Annotated in this window: 12 protein-coding genes and 1 pseudogene; 9 read left to right on the forward strand and 4 right to left on the reverse strand. The window is 52.2% G+C overall.

Going from position 1 to position 15124, the window contains the following annotated elements; all coding sequences use genetic code 11:
- Positions 1-11: 11 nt before the first annotated feature.
- The 3 genes from ygcS to ygcQ are packed head-to-tail and all read left to right on the forward strand — an operon-like array spanning position 12 to position 3035.
- Positions 12-1421: an MFS transporter gene (ygcS, locus tag AABJ99_RS05240; RefSeq protein WP_187440667.1), complete on the forward strand. Its 1410-nt coding sequence runs from the start codon at positions 12-14 to the stop codon at positions 1419-1421.
- Positions 1399-2178, forward strand: a complete 780-nt coding sequence (gene ygcR / locus AABJ99_RS05245; RefSeq protein ID WP_039021105.1) for an electron transfer flavoprotein subunit beta/FixA family protein — start codon at positions 1399-1401, stop codon at positions 2176-2178. The genes ygcS and ygcR overlap by 23 nt, the downstream gene beginning before the upstream one ends.
- Positions 2175-3035 carry an electron transfer flavoprotein subunit alpha/FixB family protein gene (ygcQ, locus tag AABJ99_RS05250; protein WP_039021106.1) on the forward strand — a complete coding sequence of 287 codons (861 nt, stop codon included), beginning with the start codon at positions 2175-2177 and terminating at the stop codon, positions 3033-3035. Before ygcR ends, ygcQ begins: the two co-directional genes overlap by 4 nt.
- A gap of 146 nt (positions 3036-3181) precedes the next feature.
- Here ygcQ and ygcP read toward each other — a convergent pair whose 3' ends face one another.
- From ygcP to queD, 4 genes are all read right to left on the reverse strand, one after another.
- Complete coding sequence (gene ygcP, locus AABJ99_RS05255; protein ID WP_039021107.1) at positions 3182-3757, reverse strand: glycerol-3-phosphate responsive antiterminator; 576 nt, start codon at positions 3755-3757, stop codon at positions 3182-3184.
- Between the two features lie 16 nt (positions 3758-3773).
- Positions 3774-4034, reverse strand: coding sequence for a ferredoxin family protein (ygcO, locus tag AABJ99_RS05260; protein ID WP_032185005.1), 261 nt, complete (start codon positions 4032-4034; stop codon positions 3774-3776).
- A complete protein-coding gene (gene ygcN / locus AABJ99_RS05265) occupies positions 4025-5296 on the reverse strand; it encodes an FAD-dependent oxidoreductase (protein WP_039021108.1) in 1272 nt (423 codons plus the stop codon). The genes ygcO and ygcN overlap by 10 nt, the downstream gene beginning before the upstream one ends.
- 77 nt (positions 5297-5373) lie before the next feature.
- Positions 5374-5739 (reverse strand): 6-carboxytetrahydropterin synthase QueD, encoded by a 366-nt coding sequence (queD, locus tag AABJ99_RS05270; protein ID WP_001329795.1) that lies wholly within the window; start codon positions 5737-5739, stop codon positions 5374-5376.
- A gap of 315 nt (positions 5740-6054) precedes the next feature.
- Here queD and cysJ point away from each other — a divergent pair, with 315 nt between their 5' ends.
- The 6 genes and pseudogenes from cysJ (at position 6055) to cas3 (ending at position 15034) form a co-directional block, all read left to right on the forward strand.
- Positions 6055-7854 carry an NADPH-dependent assimilatory sulfite reductase flavoprotein subunit gene (cysJ, locus tag AABJ99_RS05275; protein WP_039021109.1) on the forward strand — a complete coding sequence of 600 codons (1800 nt, stop codon included), beginning with the start codon at positions 6055-6057 and terminating at the stop codon, positions 7852-7854.
- Positions 7854-9566, forward strand: a complete 1713-nt coding sequence (gene cysI, locus AABJ99_RS05280; RefSeq protein WP_039021110.1) for an assimilatory sulfite reductase (NADPH) hemoprotein subunit — start codon at positions 7854-7856, stop codon at positions 9564-9566. Before cysJ ends, cysI begins: the two co-directional genes overlap by 1 nt.
- 73 nt (positions 9567-9639) lie before the next feature.
- The gene (gene cysH / locus AABJ99_RS05285; RefSeq protein ID WP_000039850.1) at positions 9640-10374 is read left to right on the forward strand and encodes a phosphoadenosine phosphosulfate reductase; all 735 of its coding nucleotides are present in this window, start codon (positions 9640-9642) and stop codon (positions 10372-10374) included.
- A 263-nt stretch (positions 10375-10637) separates the two neighbouring features.
- Positions 10638-10790: a Hok/Gef family protein gene (locus tag AABJ99_RS05290; protein ID WP_000956458.1), complete on the forward strand. Its 153-nt coding sequence runs from the start codon at positions 10638-10640 to the stop codon at positions 10788-10790.
- A 76-nt stretch (positions 10791-10866) separates the two neighbouring features.
- The gene (locus tag AABJ99_RS05295; RefSeq protein ID WP_001300563.1) at positions 10867-11979 is read left to right on the forward strand and encodes an IS4-like element IS421 family transposase; all 1113 of its coding nucleotides are present in this window, start codon (positions 10867-10869) and stop codon (positions 11977-11979) included.
- Between the two features lie 354 nt (positions 11980-12333).
- Positions 12334-15034, forward strand: a pseudogene (cas3, locus tag AABJ99_RS05300) (CRISPR-associated helicase Cas3').
- Positions 15035-15124 lie beyond the last annotated feature (90 nt).

The raw sequence follows: 15124 nt of genomic DNA on the forward strand, positions 1-15124 counted from the left end.
AGCGTTTCGCGATGACGGGGCGTTGTCTTTTCGGCTTCTCAACAGGGAAGCCGTTCTTATTACCGGACAATGAAGGGGTAAAGATGAACACTTCACCGGTGCGAATGGATGATTTACCGCTTAACCGTTTTCACTGTCGAATTGCTGCGCTCACTTTCGGCGCGCACCTGACCGACGGTTATGTTCTCGGCGTCATTGGTTACGCCATTATTCAGCTTACGCCCGCCATGCAACTGACGCCGTTTATGGCGGGAATGATTGGCGGCTCGGCGCTACTTGGCCTGTTTATCGGTAGCCTGGTTTTGGGGTGGATCTCCGACCATATTGGTCGGCAAAAAATCTTCACCTTCAGCTTTATGCTGATTACGCTCGCCTCGTTCCTGCAATTTTTTGCCACCACGCCAGAGCATCTTATTGGACTGCGCATTTTGATCGGCATTGGTCTGGGAGGCGACTATTCAGTAGGTCACACCTTGCTGGCTGAATTTTCCCCGCGCCGCCATCGCGGTATTTTGCTGGGCGCTTTCAGCGTGGTGTGGACCGTAGGCTATGTGTTGGCAAGCCTTGCCGGACATCTCTTTATTAGCGAAAGCCCCGAAGCCTGGCGATGGTTACTTGCATCGGCGGCATTTCCTGCCCTGTTGATTACGTTGTTACGTTGGGGAACGCCAGAATCGCCACGCTGGCTACTGCGCCAGGGGCGTTTTGCAGAAGCTCACGCTATCGTGCATCGCTATTTTGGTCCCCATGTTTTACTGGGCGATGAAGTGGCAACGGCGACCCATAAACACATCAAAACCTTGTTCTCTTCGCGCTACTGGCGGCGCACGGCGTTTAACAGCGTCTTCTTTGTCTGCCTCGTAATCCCATGGTTTGTGATTTATACCTGGCTGCCAACTATCGCCCAGACTATTGGACTGGAAGATGCGCTGACTGCCAGCCTGATGCTTAATGCGTTGTTAATTGTGGGCGCGCTGCTGGGATTATTTCTGACGCACCTGCTGGCACATCGCAAATTTTTACTTGGAAGTTTTTTACTGCTGGCGGCAACGCTGGTAGTGATGGCCTGTTTGCCTTCTGGCAGTTCATTAACGCTGCTGCTTTTTGTTCTCTTCAGCACCACCATTTCGGCAGTCAGTAATCTGGTGGGCATTTTGCCTGCGGAAAGTTTTCCTACTGACATTCGCTCGCTGGGCGTCGGTTTTGCCACCGCCATGAGTCGGTTGGGCGCGGCGGTAAGTACTGGCCTGCTGCCGTGGGTCCTGGCACAGTGGGGAATGCAAGTCACCTTATTGCTCCTGGCGGCAGTGTTGTTGGTTGGTTTTGTCGTGACCTGGCTATGGGCACCAGAAACCAAAGCACTCCCGCTGGTGGCGGCGGGAAATGTAGGAGGTGCGAATGAACATTCTGTTAGCGTTTAAAGCCGAACCGGATGCCGGAATGCTGGCGGAAAAAGAGTGGCAGGCGGCGGCTCAGGGTAATCGCGGACCGGATGTTTCGCTACTGCGAAGTTTACTCGGTGCTGATGAACAGGCTGCCGCCGCGCTGCTGTTGGCGCAGAGAAAAAACGGTACGTCGATGTCTTTAACCGCGTTGAGCATGGGGGATGAACGGGCGTTGCACTGGCTGCGCTATCTTATGGCGTTGGGGTTTGAGAAGGCAGTATTGCTGGAGACGGCGGCAGATCTGCGCTTTGCACCGGAATTTGTCGCCCGGCATATTGCCGAATGGCAGTGCCAGAATCCGCTGGATCTGATAATTACCGGCTGCCAGAGCAGCGAAGGGCAGAACGGGCAAACGCCATTTTTGCTGGCGGAAATGCTGACCTGGCCCTGTTTTACTCAGGTGGAGCGTTTTACTCTCGACGCACCGTTTATCTCGCTCGAACAGCGTACTGAACATGGATTACGCTGTTGTCGGGTTCGCTTGCCTGTGGTGATTGCCGTACGCCAGTGTGGCGAGGTGGCCTTGCCAGTACCGGGAATGCGCCAGCGTATGGCGGCGGGGAAAGCTGAAATTATCCGCAAAACTGTTACTGCTGAATCGTCAGCGATGCAGTGCCGGCAACTGGAAAGGCCAGAGCAACGACGCGGTGCAACGCTTCTTGATGGGCCAACGGTAGCAGAAAAAGCGCAAAAACTGTGGCGGGATTATTTGTGCCAGAGGATGCAGCCATGAATATCGCAATTGTGACAATAAATCAGGACCATGCCGCAATAGCGAACTGGCTGGCGGCGCAGGATTTCAGCGGTTGTGCCCTGGCGCACTGGCAAATAGAACCACAGCCGATGGTCGCAGAGCAGGTACTGGATGCGCTGGTGGAACAGTGGCAGCGAACGCCTGCGGACGTTGTTCTCTTTCCGCCGGGAACGTTTGGTGATGAACTGTCGACACGGCTGGCCTGGCGTTTACATGGTGCAAGCATTTGCCAGGTGACTTCATTAGATATTCCAACCGTAAACGTGCACAAATCCCACTGGGGAAATGCGCTAACGGCGACGCTGCAAACAGAAAAACGCCCGCTATGCCTCTCCCTGGCGCGTCAGGCGGGAGCAGATAAAAACGCCTCGTTGCCCTCTGGTATGCAGCAACTGAACATTGTCCCAGGTGCGCTTCCCGACTGGCTGGTTAGCATAGAAAACCTGAAAAATGTTACCCGCGACCCATTAGCTGAGGCCAGACGGGTGCTGGTGGTGGGGCAGGGCGGAGAGGCAGATAACCAGGAAATCGCTATGCTGGCAGAAAAGCTGGGAGCCGAAGTGGGCTACAGTCGGGCACGAGTGATGAACGGTGGCGTTGATGCTGAAAAAGTGATTGGTATTTCAGGACATCTGCTGGCACCTGAGGTGTGTATTGTTGTTGGTGCTTCCGGCGCAGCAGCGTTAATGGCGGGCGTCCGCAATAGCAAGTTTGTGGTGGCGATTAATCATGACGCCAGTGCGGCGGTATTTTCACAGGCAGATGTTGGCGTGGTTGATGACTGGAAAGCGGTGCTGGAGGCACTGGTGACAACCATTCACGCAGATTGCCAATAACGTGCTGCCGGATGATCCTGTCTACGGTTCTGGGCTGGTGACTTGTAGGCCTGATAAGACGCGTCAAGCATCGTATCAGGCGCTGAATGCCGGATTTGGCATGTGGCCTACAAATCACACAAATTCAATTCGTTACGATTATCTCGTCAAAGCAATTTTTTCGCTAACGTCCAGACCCCGGTATTCGTGGTAGAAAGCGCCACTACACCGGCGTTAATCGCATTACGCGCATCTTCTTCATCGCACACCAGCCCGCCAGCAATCAGCGGCTGGTGGATTTTCTCCGTTACCCAGCCCAGCACTTTAGGCATACAGCCTGGCAGAATTTCAATACAATCAGGATTCGATTGCGCAACCTGCTTATCAATGTTGTGAAAAGAAATCGAGTCGACAATAAACAAGCGATGAATACAGAAAAAGCCTTCCGCTCTCGCCGCTTTTAGCATTGACGCTTTGGTACTGATAATGCCGTCCGCCTCGGTCACCAGTTTCAGAAACTGAATTACTACTTCTTTATTTGATGCGCCTTCCAGCAAATCGACATGAATAAAGGCATATTTCCCGGCACTTTTAATCTTTTTGACGATATGACTGATGGTGCAGATATTGCCGTACAACACGGAAATAAACCGGCATTCAGAGTCGATTGCCAGTTGCAGGCTGGCATTGTCTTTAACGGCAGCAATCACCGGATTCTGGCGGAGCAGGTGTAAGAGGGGCATAAATTATCCTTATTATTTATCCAAAGCGGTAGGTGATGCCGAATCCGGAAGGCGGATAGCGCCACTGTTGTAGCGTTTTTTCATCGCACAGCAAACGGCAGGTGCCGCACTCCAGACAATTACGATAATCAACGTGCAAATCACCTTCCGGTGTGAGCGAAAAAAGACCAGCCGGACAAGCGTTAATCAACCGTTCTGCCGTCTGGCGCTCAACGGAGTCAGCCGGAACAATATGTGGCGCATCAGCAGCGCGCCAGAGATTACGGGCTACAGACATCGAATACTCCTGACAACATCGCCCGCCAGATGCCACAGGCCATGACGACGTAAATGACGCCAGAGCAACTGGCGCAGCGGCGGAACAGGTTTATCACCTTGATCCCATAAATCACGGGAAATATCCTGCATTAACGCAGGCCACGCCCGATACCAGCCAGGGCGTTGCAAAAGCGCCGGAACATGCTGATAACGCTGTAGAACATCCCACAACAGGCTGCGCTCTACATTGTGATGATAAAGCGGAAACAGATTTTGCGGCTCGCGGTGCTGGCAGGCGGTTATCAGCGTTTGTGCCGCCGCCTGTGCGCCAGCCAGCGCCATATCCATGCCGCGCACGGAAATTCCGGTATTGACGCAACTGCGCAACGTATCGCCCACCAGCAGCCAGCCGTTACCGGCGTATTGCACCGGCATACTGTGCAAGCCACCTTCTGGCACCAGATGCGCACCATACTCCAGTGATTCCGTGTTTTTGATAAGCGGGCGCACTGCCGGATGCGTTTTAAAGCGAGCCAGCAGCTCGCTTGCCGGAACACGACTTTGCGTAAGTGAAGAGAGCGGGCAAACAATCCCTAACGAGAGCGTTTGTTGATTAGTATAAAGAAATGCGCCGCCGGGTAAGTCATCACAGATTCCGCCGCTGAATAACAACGCTGCGCCTTCGTTATTCTCCAGATGAAAACGTTCTTCAATAGCGGATGTTTCCAGTGACAGAACTTCTTTAATCCCCAACGCCATCACTTCGCCAGCAGGACGAGTCACTAACCCGTGACGCTCAGACAGGACGCTGTTGGCACCTTCTGCCAGCACCACATAACGGGCGCGGAGAATATCGTCACCACAAATAACGCCGCAAACTCTGCCTTTTTCTTCATACAGTGCATCCACCGTCGTACCGGGGATGCATTCGACACCTTCTTTTTCGGCTTCGGCAACCAGCCACGGATCGAATCGCGCACGTAATACACTCCAGGATTCACCGCCGGGCTGTAAGCTGGAAAACGTCGTTGCGCCATCCGGCGTTAGCAGAGAAAGACTTTCGTGAGTGATGCGTCGTTCAAGAGGCGCGGTCAGGTGAAACTGAGGGAGGAGTTCCGCGAGCGCATGGGTGTATAAACGCCCGCCGGAAAGGTTTTTACTGCCGGGAATTTCAGCGCGTTCCAGTAACAGAACGGATAAACCTGCCCGCGCGCAGCGTAAAGCGCAAGCGGTGCCTGCTATACCCGCACCAATAATAATAATGTCGTAGTCGTCTTCCATGTCATGCCCCAGATATCCAGAGCGCAACACCCTAACATAGCGTTACTTAAGGGAAATTGACCGCCGACACACTCTTATCATTCGCCGCGATAGATACAACCTGCGGTGCAGGTTTCTTTCACCATAACCGCACTTAACAGCGGAACAACCGGTTTAACCTGATCCCAAATCCATTTTGCTAAAACCTCGCTGGTCGGGTTTTCCAGGCCAGGAATATCATTGAGATAATAGTGATCGAGGCGATCATAGGTTGGTTTAAATGCCGCTTTCAGTTCAGCGAAATCGATAATCCAGCCCGTATGCGGATCGACTTCCCCGGTAATTTCCAGTCGCACCATAAAGGAATGCCCGTGCAGGCGACCACATTTATGTCCTTCCGGGACGTGTGGTAAGCGGTGAGCGGCTTCGAAGGTGAAATCTTTAAATAACGTGGTGGACATCATAATTTCTCTACATGACGATAAAACCGCCGTAGAGTACCGGAAAGCCTGTTTTTTCGCATTATCTAAAACGCCTTTGTTGCGCAAAATCGCTGATTTATCTTGATGATGGGCAATATTCATTTATTTTTCATTGGGTTGGTTAATCTGTTTTGTTGTTAAAGACTATTGCTAAAACAGGTTAGTCGATTTGGTTATTAGTTATCGCTATCCCGTCTTTAATCCACACCGTTCGCCCCGTTAACCTTACCTTCTCTTCTGTTTTATGGGCGCTGACAGGGCGCAGAAACAGCTTTGCTTACTGGAACATAACGACGCATGACGACACAGGTCCCACCTTCCGCGTTGCTTCCGTTGAACCCGGAGCAACTGGCACGCCTTCAGGCGGCCACGACCGATTTAACTCCCACCCAGCTTGCCTGGGTTTCTGGCTATTTCTGGGGCGTGCTCAACCAGCAGCCTGCTGCGCTTACAGCGACGCCAGCGCCCGCCGCAGAAATGCCGGGTATAACTATTATCTCCGCTTCGCAAACCGGCAATGCGCGCCGGGTTGCTGAAGCATTACGCGATGATTTATTAGCGGCAAAACTGAACGTTAAGCTGGTGAACGCGGGCGACTATAAATTCAAACAAATCGCCAGCGAAAAACTGCTCATCGTGGTGACGTCAACGCAAGGTGAAGGGGAACCGCCGGAGGAGGCCGTCGCGCTGCATAAGTTCCTGTTCTCCAAAAAAGCGCCGAAGCTGGAAAACACCGCGTTTGCCGTGTTTAGTCTCGGCGATAGCTCTTATGAATTTTTCTGCCAGTCCGGGAAAGATTTCGATAGCAAGCTGGCGGAACTGGGCGGTGAACGCCTGCTCGACCGTGTCGATGCCGACGTTGAATACCAGGCCGCTGCCAGCGAGTGGCGCGCCCGCGTAGTAGATGCTCTTAAATCGCGTTCGCCTGTCGCGGCACCTTCGCAATCCGTCGCTACTGGCGCGGTAAATGAAATCCACACCAGCCCGTACAGCAAAGACGCGCCGCTGGTGGCGAGCCTTTCGGTTAACCAGAAAATTACTGGGCGTAACTCTGAAAAAGACGTTCGCCATATCGAAATTGACTTAGGTGACTCTGGCCTGCGTTATCAGCCGGGTGACGCGCTGGGCGTTTGGTATCAGAATGATCCGGCACTGGTGAAAGAACTTGTCGAACTGCTGTGGCTGAAAGGTGATGAACCTGTCACCGTCGAGGGCAAAACGTTGCCTCTGAACGAGGCCCTACAGTGGCACTTCGAACTGACCGTCAACACTGCCAACATCGTTGAGAACTACGCCACCTTAACGCGTAGTGAAACGCTGCTGCCGCTGGTGGGCGATAAAGCGAAGTTGCAGCATTACGCCGCGACGACGCCGATTGTCGACATGGTGCGTTTCTCTCCTGCGCAGCTTGACGCTGAAGCCCTGATTAACTTGCTGCGCCCGCTGACCCCACGCCTGTACTCCATCGCCTCCTCGCAGGCGGAAGTCGAGAACGAAGTACACGTCACCGTTGGTGTGGTGCGTTATGACGTGGAAGGCCGCGCCCGTGCTGGCGGTGCCTCCAGCTTTCTTGCGGACCGTGTGGAAGAAGAGGGCGAAGTCCGCGTCTTTATCGAACATAACGACAACTTCCGTCTGCCAGCCAACCCGGAAACGCCGGTGATTATGATTGGTCCAGGCACCGGCATCGCGCCGTTCCGCGCCTTTATGCAGCAACGTGCTGCTGACGAAGCGCCGGGTAAAAACTGGCTGTTCTTTGGCAACCCACACTTTACTGAAGATTTCCTCTATCAGGTGGAGTGGCAGCGCTACGTCAAAGAGGGCGTGCTGACACGTATTGATCTTGCCTGGTCGCGCGATCAAAAAGAAAAAATTTACGTACAAGACAAACTGCGCGAACAGGGCGCAGAGCTGTGGCGCTGGATCAATGACGGTGCCCACATTTATGTCTGCGGCGACGCTAATCGCATGGCGAAAGACGTTGAACAGGCACTTCTGGAAGTGATTGCCGAATTTGGTGGCATGGACACCGAAGCGGCGGATGAATTTTTAAGTGAGCTGCGCGTAGAGCGCCGTTATCAGCGAGATGTCTACTAATGAACGAAAAAAATCCAGGGCCTTTAGTGGTCGAAGGAAAACTGACAGACGCGGAGCGCATGAAGCTTGAGAGCAACTACCTGCGCGGGACCATTGCGGAAGATTTAAACGATGGCCTGACCGGCGGCTTTAAGGGCGACAACTTCCTGCTGATCCGTTTCCACGGTATGTATCAGCAGGATGACCGCGATATCCGCGCCGAACGTGCTGAACAGAAGCTGGAACCGCGTCATGCGATGCTGCTGCGCTGCCGTCTGCCGGGTGGGGTGATCACCACTAAACAGTGGCAGGCAATTGATAAATTCGCCGGTGAAAACACTATTTATGGCAGCATTCGCCTGACCAACCGCCAGACGTTCCAGTTCCACGGCATTCTGAAAAAGAACGTCAAACCGGTGCACCAGATGCTGCATTCGGTCGGTCTTGATGCGCTGGCGACCGCCAACGACATGAACCGTAACGTACTCTGCACCTCGAACCCTTACGAGTCGCAGCTGCACGCGGAAGCCTATGAATGGGCGAAGAAAATCTCTGAACATCTGCTGCCGCGAACCCGGGCCTATGCGGAGATCTGGCTCGACCAGGAAAAAGTCGCCACCACTGACGAAGAACCGATCCTCGGTCAGACCTATCTGCCGCGTAAATTCAAAACCACGGTAGTGATCCCGCCACAGAACGATATCGATCTGCACGCCAACGACATGAACTTTGTGGCGATCGCGGAAAACGGCAAACTGGTGGGCTTCAACCTGCTGGTGGGCGGTGGGCTTTCTATCGAACACGGCAACAAGAAAACCTACGCCCGTACCGCGAGCGAGTTTGGCTATCTGCCGCTGGAGCATACGCTGGCGGTGGCGGAAGCGGTCGTTACCACTCAGCGTGACTGGGGTAATCGTACTGACCGTAAAAACGCCAAAACCAAATACACGCTGGAGCGCGTGGGGGTTGAGACGTTTAAAGCAGAAGTGGAACGTCGCGCGGGGATCAAATTTGAGCCGATCCGTCCATATGAATTTACCGGGCGCGGCGATCGTATCGGCTGGGTAAAAGGAATCGACGACAAATGGCACCTGACGCTGTTTATCGAAAATGGCCGAATTCTTGATTATCCGGGGCGTCCGCTGAAAACCGGCCTGCTGGAGATCGCAAAGATCCACAAAGGTGATTTCCGCATTACGGCGAACCAGAATCTGATCATCGCTGGTGTACCGGAAAGCGAGAAAGCGAAGATTGAGAAGATCGCCAAAGAGAGCGGATTGATGAATGCTGTCACGCCGCAGCGCGAAAACTCAATGGCCTGCGTGTCATTCCCGACTTGCCCGTTGGCGATGGCGGAAGCGGAGCGTTTCCTGCCGTCGTTTATCGATAACATCGATAATTTAATGGCGAAGCATGGTGTCAGCGATGAGCACATCGTGATGCGTGTAACAGGCTGCCCGAACGGTTGTGGTCGCGCGATGCTGGCGGAAGTTGGCCTGGTGGGTAAAGCGCCGGGTCGCTACAACCTGCATCTTGGTGGCAACCGCATTGGGACACGTATCCCACGGATGCATAAAGAAAACATCACCGAGCCGGAAATCCTGGCGACGCTTGATGAACTGATAGGGCGCTGGGCGAAAGAACGTGAAGCGGGTGAAGGCTTCGGCGACTTTACGGTGCGTGCGGGCATCATTCGCCCGGTGCTCGATCCGGCGCGTGATTTGTGGGATTAACCATCAGTCCAGTCTTGTAGGCCTGATAAGACGCGTAAGCGTCGCATCAGGCAAGGCAAACAGTGAGGAATCTATGTCCAAACTCGATCTAAATGCCCTGAACGAACTGCCGAAGGTAGATCGCATTCTGGCGCTGGCGGAAACTAACGCCGAGCTTGAAAAACTGGATGCTGAAGGCCGCGTTGCCTGGGCGCTGGATAATCTGCCCGGTGAATATGTGCTTTCTTCCAGCTTCGGTATCCAGGCGGCGGTTAGCCTGCATCTGGTGAATCAGATTCGCCCGGATATTCCGGTGATCCTCACCGATACCGGTTATCTGTTTCCGGAAACCTACCGCTTTATTGACGAGTTAACGGACAAACTCAAGCTCAACCTGAAAGTGTACCGCGCTACCGAAAGCGCCGCCTGGCAGGAAGCACGCTACGGCAAACTGTGGGAACAGGGCGTTGAAGGCATTGAAAAGTACAACGATATCAACAAAGTCGAACCGATGAACCGGGCGCTGAAAGAACTGAACGCACAAACCTGGTTTGCTGGCCTGCGCCGTGAACAATCCGGCAGCCGCGCTAATTTACCGGTGTTGGCAATTCAGCGTGGCGTATTTAAAGTGCTGCCGATTATCGACTGGGATAACCGAACTATTTATCAGTACCTGCAAAAACATGGCCTGAAATATCACCCATTATGGGACGAAGGATATTTATCGGTTGGTGATACCCATACAACTCGAAAATGGGAACCCGGTATGGCGGAAGAAGAAACGCGTTTCTTTGGCTTAAAAAGGGAATGTGGGCTGCACGAAGGGTAAATATTGTCGGATAAAATAAACGCCTCTGTCAGAAATGATGGGGGCGTTTTTATTTTGCGAGCAGCATTCCGGCATTTAAACGTGAATATAGCAGGGGAAATCAACAGTTTTAGAATGGCGTCGGGTGCTTGAGGCTGTCTGGCGTTGAGCATTCGCGAGGTTCCAGATGGACAAAAGCCCCAGGCGATATTTCTATCAACCTGAGGCTCGCGTTCGAACGTAGCAATTCGGATGTTAGTCTCTTCTTTGCAGGGAGGCAAGACATGCTGACAAAATATGCCCTTGTGGCAATCATCGTACTGTGTTGTACAGTACTGGGATTCACGCTGATGGTAGGCGACTCGTTGTGTGAGTTGAGTATCAGAGAACGTGGTATGGAGTTTAAGGCAGTTCTCGCTTACGAATCGAAGAAGTAGCCACCACGCGGGGGTAAAACCCATAAGCGCTAACTTAAGGGTTGTGGTATTACGCCTGATATGATTTAACGTGCCGATGAATTACTCTCACGATAACTGGTCAGCAATTCTGGCCCATATTGGTAAGCCCGAAGAACTGGATACTTCGGCACGTAATGCCGGGGCTCTAACCCGCCGCCGCGAAATTCGTGATGCTGCAACTCTGCTACGTCTGGGGCTGGCTTACGGCCCCGGGGGGATGTCATTACGTGAAGTCACTGCATGGGCTCAGCTCCATGACGTTGCAACATTATCTGACGTGGCTCTCCTGAAGCGGCTGCGGAATGCCGCCGACTGGTTTGGCATACTTGCCGCACAAACACTTGCTGTACGCGCCGCAGTTACGGGTTGTACAAGCGGAAAGAGATTGCGTCTTGTCGATGGAACAGCAATCAGTGCGCCCGGGGGCGGCAGCGCTGAATGGCGACTACATATGGGATATGATCCTCATACCTGTCAGTTCACTGATTTTGAGCTAACCGACAGCAGAGACGCTGAACGGCTGGACCGATTTGCGCAAACGGCAGACGAGATACGCATTGCTGACCGGGGATTCGGTTCGCGTCCCGAATGTATCCGCTCACTTGCTTTTGGAGAAGCTGATTATATCGTCCGGGTTCACTGGCGAGGATTGCGCTGGTTAACTGCAGAAGGAATGCGCTTTGACATGATGGGTTTTCTGCGCGGGCTGGATTGCGGTAAGAACGGTGAAACCACTGTAATGATAGGCAATTCAGGTAATAAAAAAGCCGGAGCTCCCTTTCCGGCACGTCTCATTGCCGTATCACTTCCTCCCGAAAAAGCATTAATCAGTAAAACCCGACTGCTCAGCGAGAATCGTCGAAAAGGACGAGTAGTTCAGGCGGAAACGCTGGAAGCAGCGGGCCATGTGCTATTGCTAACATCATTACCGGAAGATGAATATTCAGCAGAGCAAGTGGCTGATTGTTACCGTCTGCGATGGCAAATTGAACTGGCTTTTAAGCGGCTCAAAAGTTTGCTGCACCTGGATGCTTTGCGTGCAAAGGAACCTGAACTCGCGAAAGCGTGGATATTTGCTAATCTACTCGCCGCATTTTTAATTGACGACATAATCCAGCCATCGCTGGATTTCCCCCCCAGAAGTGCCGGATCCGAAAAGAAGAACTAACTCGTTGTGGAGAATAACAAAAATGGTCATCTGGAGCTTACAGGTGGCCATTCGTGGGACAGTATCCCTGACAGCCTACAAAACGCAATTGAAGAACGCGAGGCATCGTCTTAACGAGGCACCGAGGCGTCGCATTCTTCAGATGGTTCAACCCTTAAGTTAGCGCTTATGGGGTAAAACCCCGCGTATTGAATTGTGATGGTTTGGTCTCCTGCACCCTTTTTTCATTTATATTGTTTTTGTGAATATTATGCCTGTGTTTATTATTTATATATATCACAGATGAAAATCATTGAATTATTCATAATGTAAATATTTTATTGAACGATATATATCACAGATGATTTTTAATATATGCGTAAATATCCTTTAAGTTTTACTGAAGGATAAAAACATTGTGACTTTCTTTGATTTCTGGGGAAAAACCCGACGTGGCGAGAAAGAGGGTGGCGACGATTATCACCTTCTTTGCTGGCATTCGCTGGATGTAGCCGCGATAGGCTATTTAATGGTCAAAAACAACTGTTTCGGGCTGGCTGACTATTTTCGTCAATTAGGTTTCGCTGACACGGATCAGGCAGCACAATTTTTCGCCTGGTTGTTGTGCTGGCACGATACTGGAAAATTTGCCCGCTCATTTCAGCAACTTTACCTGCACCCACAACTCAAGGTTCCGGAAGGCGCAAGAAAGAATTACGAAAAGATCTCTCATTCAACGCTGGGTTACTGGTTGTGGCATCATTATTTAATTGAATGTGAAGAGTTGCTTCCTTCATCTTCACTCTCTTTGCGCAAACTTAAACGGGTAATAGATATGTGGATGCCCGTGACGACCGGGCATCATGGTCGGCCTCCTGACCGTATCGATGAACTGGACAACTTTCTGCCTGAAGACAAAGCTGCCGCACGAGATTTTCTCCTTGAAATCAAGGTACTGTTTCCGCTCATCGAGATCCCTACATTCTGGGATGATGACGAGGGCGTTGAACTTATAAAACATCTTTCCTGGTATATATCTGCAACCGTCGTACTCGCAGACTGGACGGGATCGTCAACGCGGTTTTTTCCACGCGTCGCACATGTAATGGATATTAAAGATTACTGGCAGAAGGCTTTAGCTCAGGCTCAAAACGCATTAACCGTCTTTCCTCCAAAAGCAGAAACCGCACCTTTCACTGGAATTAACACGCTGTTTCCTTTTATTGAGAACCCAACACCGTTACAGCAAAAGGTGCTGGATCTGGATATCAGCCAGCCAGGACCGCAGTTGTTTATTCTGGAAGATGTGACTGGCGCAGGTAAAACAGAAGCGGCGCTTATCCTGGCGCACAGGTTGATGTCTGCGGGGAAAGCACAGGGTTTGTTTTTTGGCCTGCCAACAATGGCAACGGCTAATGCCATGTACGATAGGCTGGTCAAAACCTGGCTTGCTTTCTATTCGCCACAATCCCGCCCCAGCCTGGTGCTGGCACACAGCGCTCGTTCGCTAATGGATCGCTTTAACACATCGCTGTGGTCTGGTGATTTTGTGGGGTCAGAAGAACCGGATGAACAAGCGTTCAGTCAGGGATGTGCGGCTTGGTTTGCTGACAGTAACAAGAAGGCGTTGCTGGCTGAAATTGGCGTCGGCACGCTGGATCAGGCGATGATGGCGGTGATGCCGTTCAAACATAATAATCTGCGGCTTCTGGGGCTGAGTAACAAAATCCTGCTAGCTGATGAGATCCACGCCTGTGACGCTTATATGTCGTGCATTCTTGAAGGGCTGATCGAGCGGCAGGCGCGTGGCGGAAACAGCGTTATTTTGCTTTCTGCTACGTTGTCTCAACAGCAGCGTGACAAACTCGTCGCCGCCTTTGCGCGTGGTGCAGAGGGCCAGCAAGAAGCTCCGTTGCTGGAAAAAGATGATTATCCCTGGCTGACGCATGTCACGAAATCCGATGTGCATTCGCACCGGGTAGCGACTCGCAAAGACGTTGAGCGCAGCGTGAGTGTGGGTTGGCTTCATAGCGAACAAGAGTGTATTGCGCGTATCGAATCGGCGGTAAGTCAGGGGAAATGCATCGCCTGGATTCGGAATTCTGTCGATGACGCCATCCAGGTTCATCGTCAGCTGCTTGCCCGCGGCGTCATTCCTGCTTCCAGCCTTTCACTTTTTCATAGCCGCTTTGCTTTTAGCGATCGCCAGCGAATTGAAACGGAGACGCTGGCACGCTTTGGTAAAGAAGACTGTTCACAGCGTGCCGGAAAAGTCCTCATTTGTACTCAGGTCCTGGAGCAAAGCGTCGACTGCGACCTGGACGAAATGATTTCCGACCTTGCCCCTGTTGATTTGCTGATCCAGCGAGCAGGGCGATTACAGCGACATATCCGCGATATTAATGGTCAGTTAAAGCGTGATGGTAAAGACGAGCGTCACCCTCCTGTATTGCTGATTCTGGCCCCCGTCTGGGACGACTCTCCGGGTGAAGAATGGTTTGGCAGTGCCATGCGTAACAGTGCATTTGTCTATCCCGATCATGGGCGAATCTGGCTGACGCAGCGTGTGCTGCGTGAACAAGGCGCGATTCAGATGCCACACTCAGCCCGGCTTCTGATTGAATCAGTCTACGGTGAGGACGTGGTAATGCCGGAAGGGTTTGCCCGCAGCGAGCAGGAGCAAGTGGGCAAATATTACTGCGATCGTTCAATGGCTAATAAGTTTGTGCTGAACTTCAGGCCCGGCTATGCCGCCAATATCAACGATTACCTTCCGGAAAAACTGTCGACACGTCTGGCTGAGGAGTCTGTTTCCTTGTGGTTGGCTACCTGTATTGACGGTGTGGTGAAGCCTTATGCCACTGGCGCTCACGCATGGGAAATGAGCGTTGTCAGAGTGCGCCAAAGCTGGTGGAAAAAGCATCGGGATGAGTTTTCTTTACTAGAAGGGGATGAGTTCAGGCAGTGGTGCGTTGAACAGCGGCAAGATCCGGAGATGGCAAACGTGATTTTAGTCACCGATGATGAAAGTTGTGGGTATTCGGCTACGGAGGGATTGATTGGCAAGGTTGGTTGAGATGCCTGCGACAGGATTCTCTGAATAGTTGATACACAAAAAAGGATGGAAGGATGGATAACCGACCTGGGATGGTTTTTTTTACGAGAG

The organism is Escherichia coli (assembly GCF_036503815.1).
In the GTDB taxonomy this organism is placed as follows: domain Bacteria; phylum Pseudomonadota; class Gammaproteobacteria; order Enterobacterales; family Enterobacteriaceae; genus Escherichia; species Escherichia coli_F.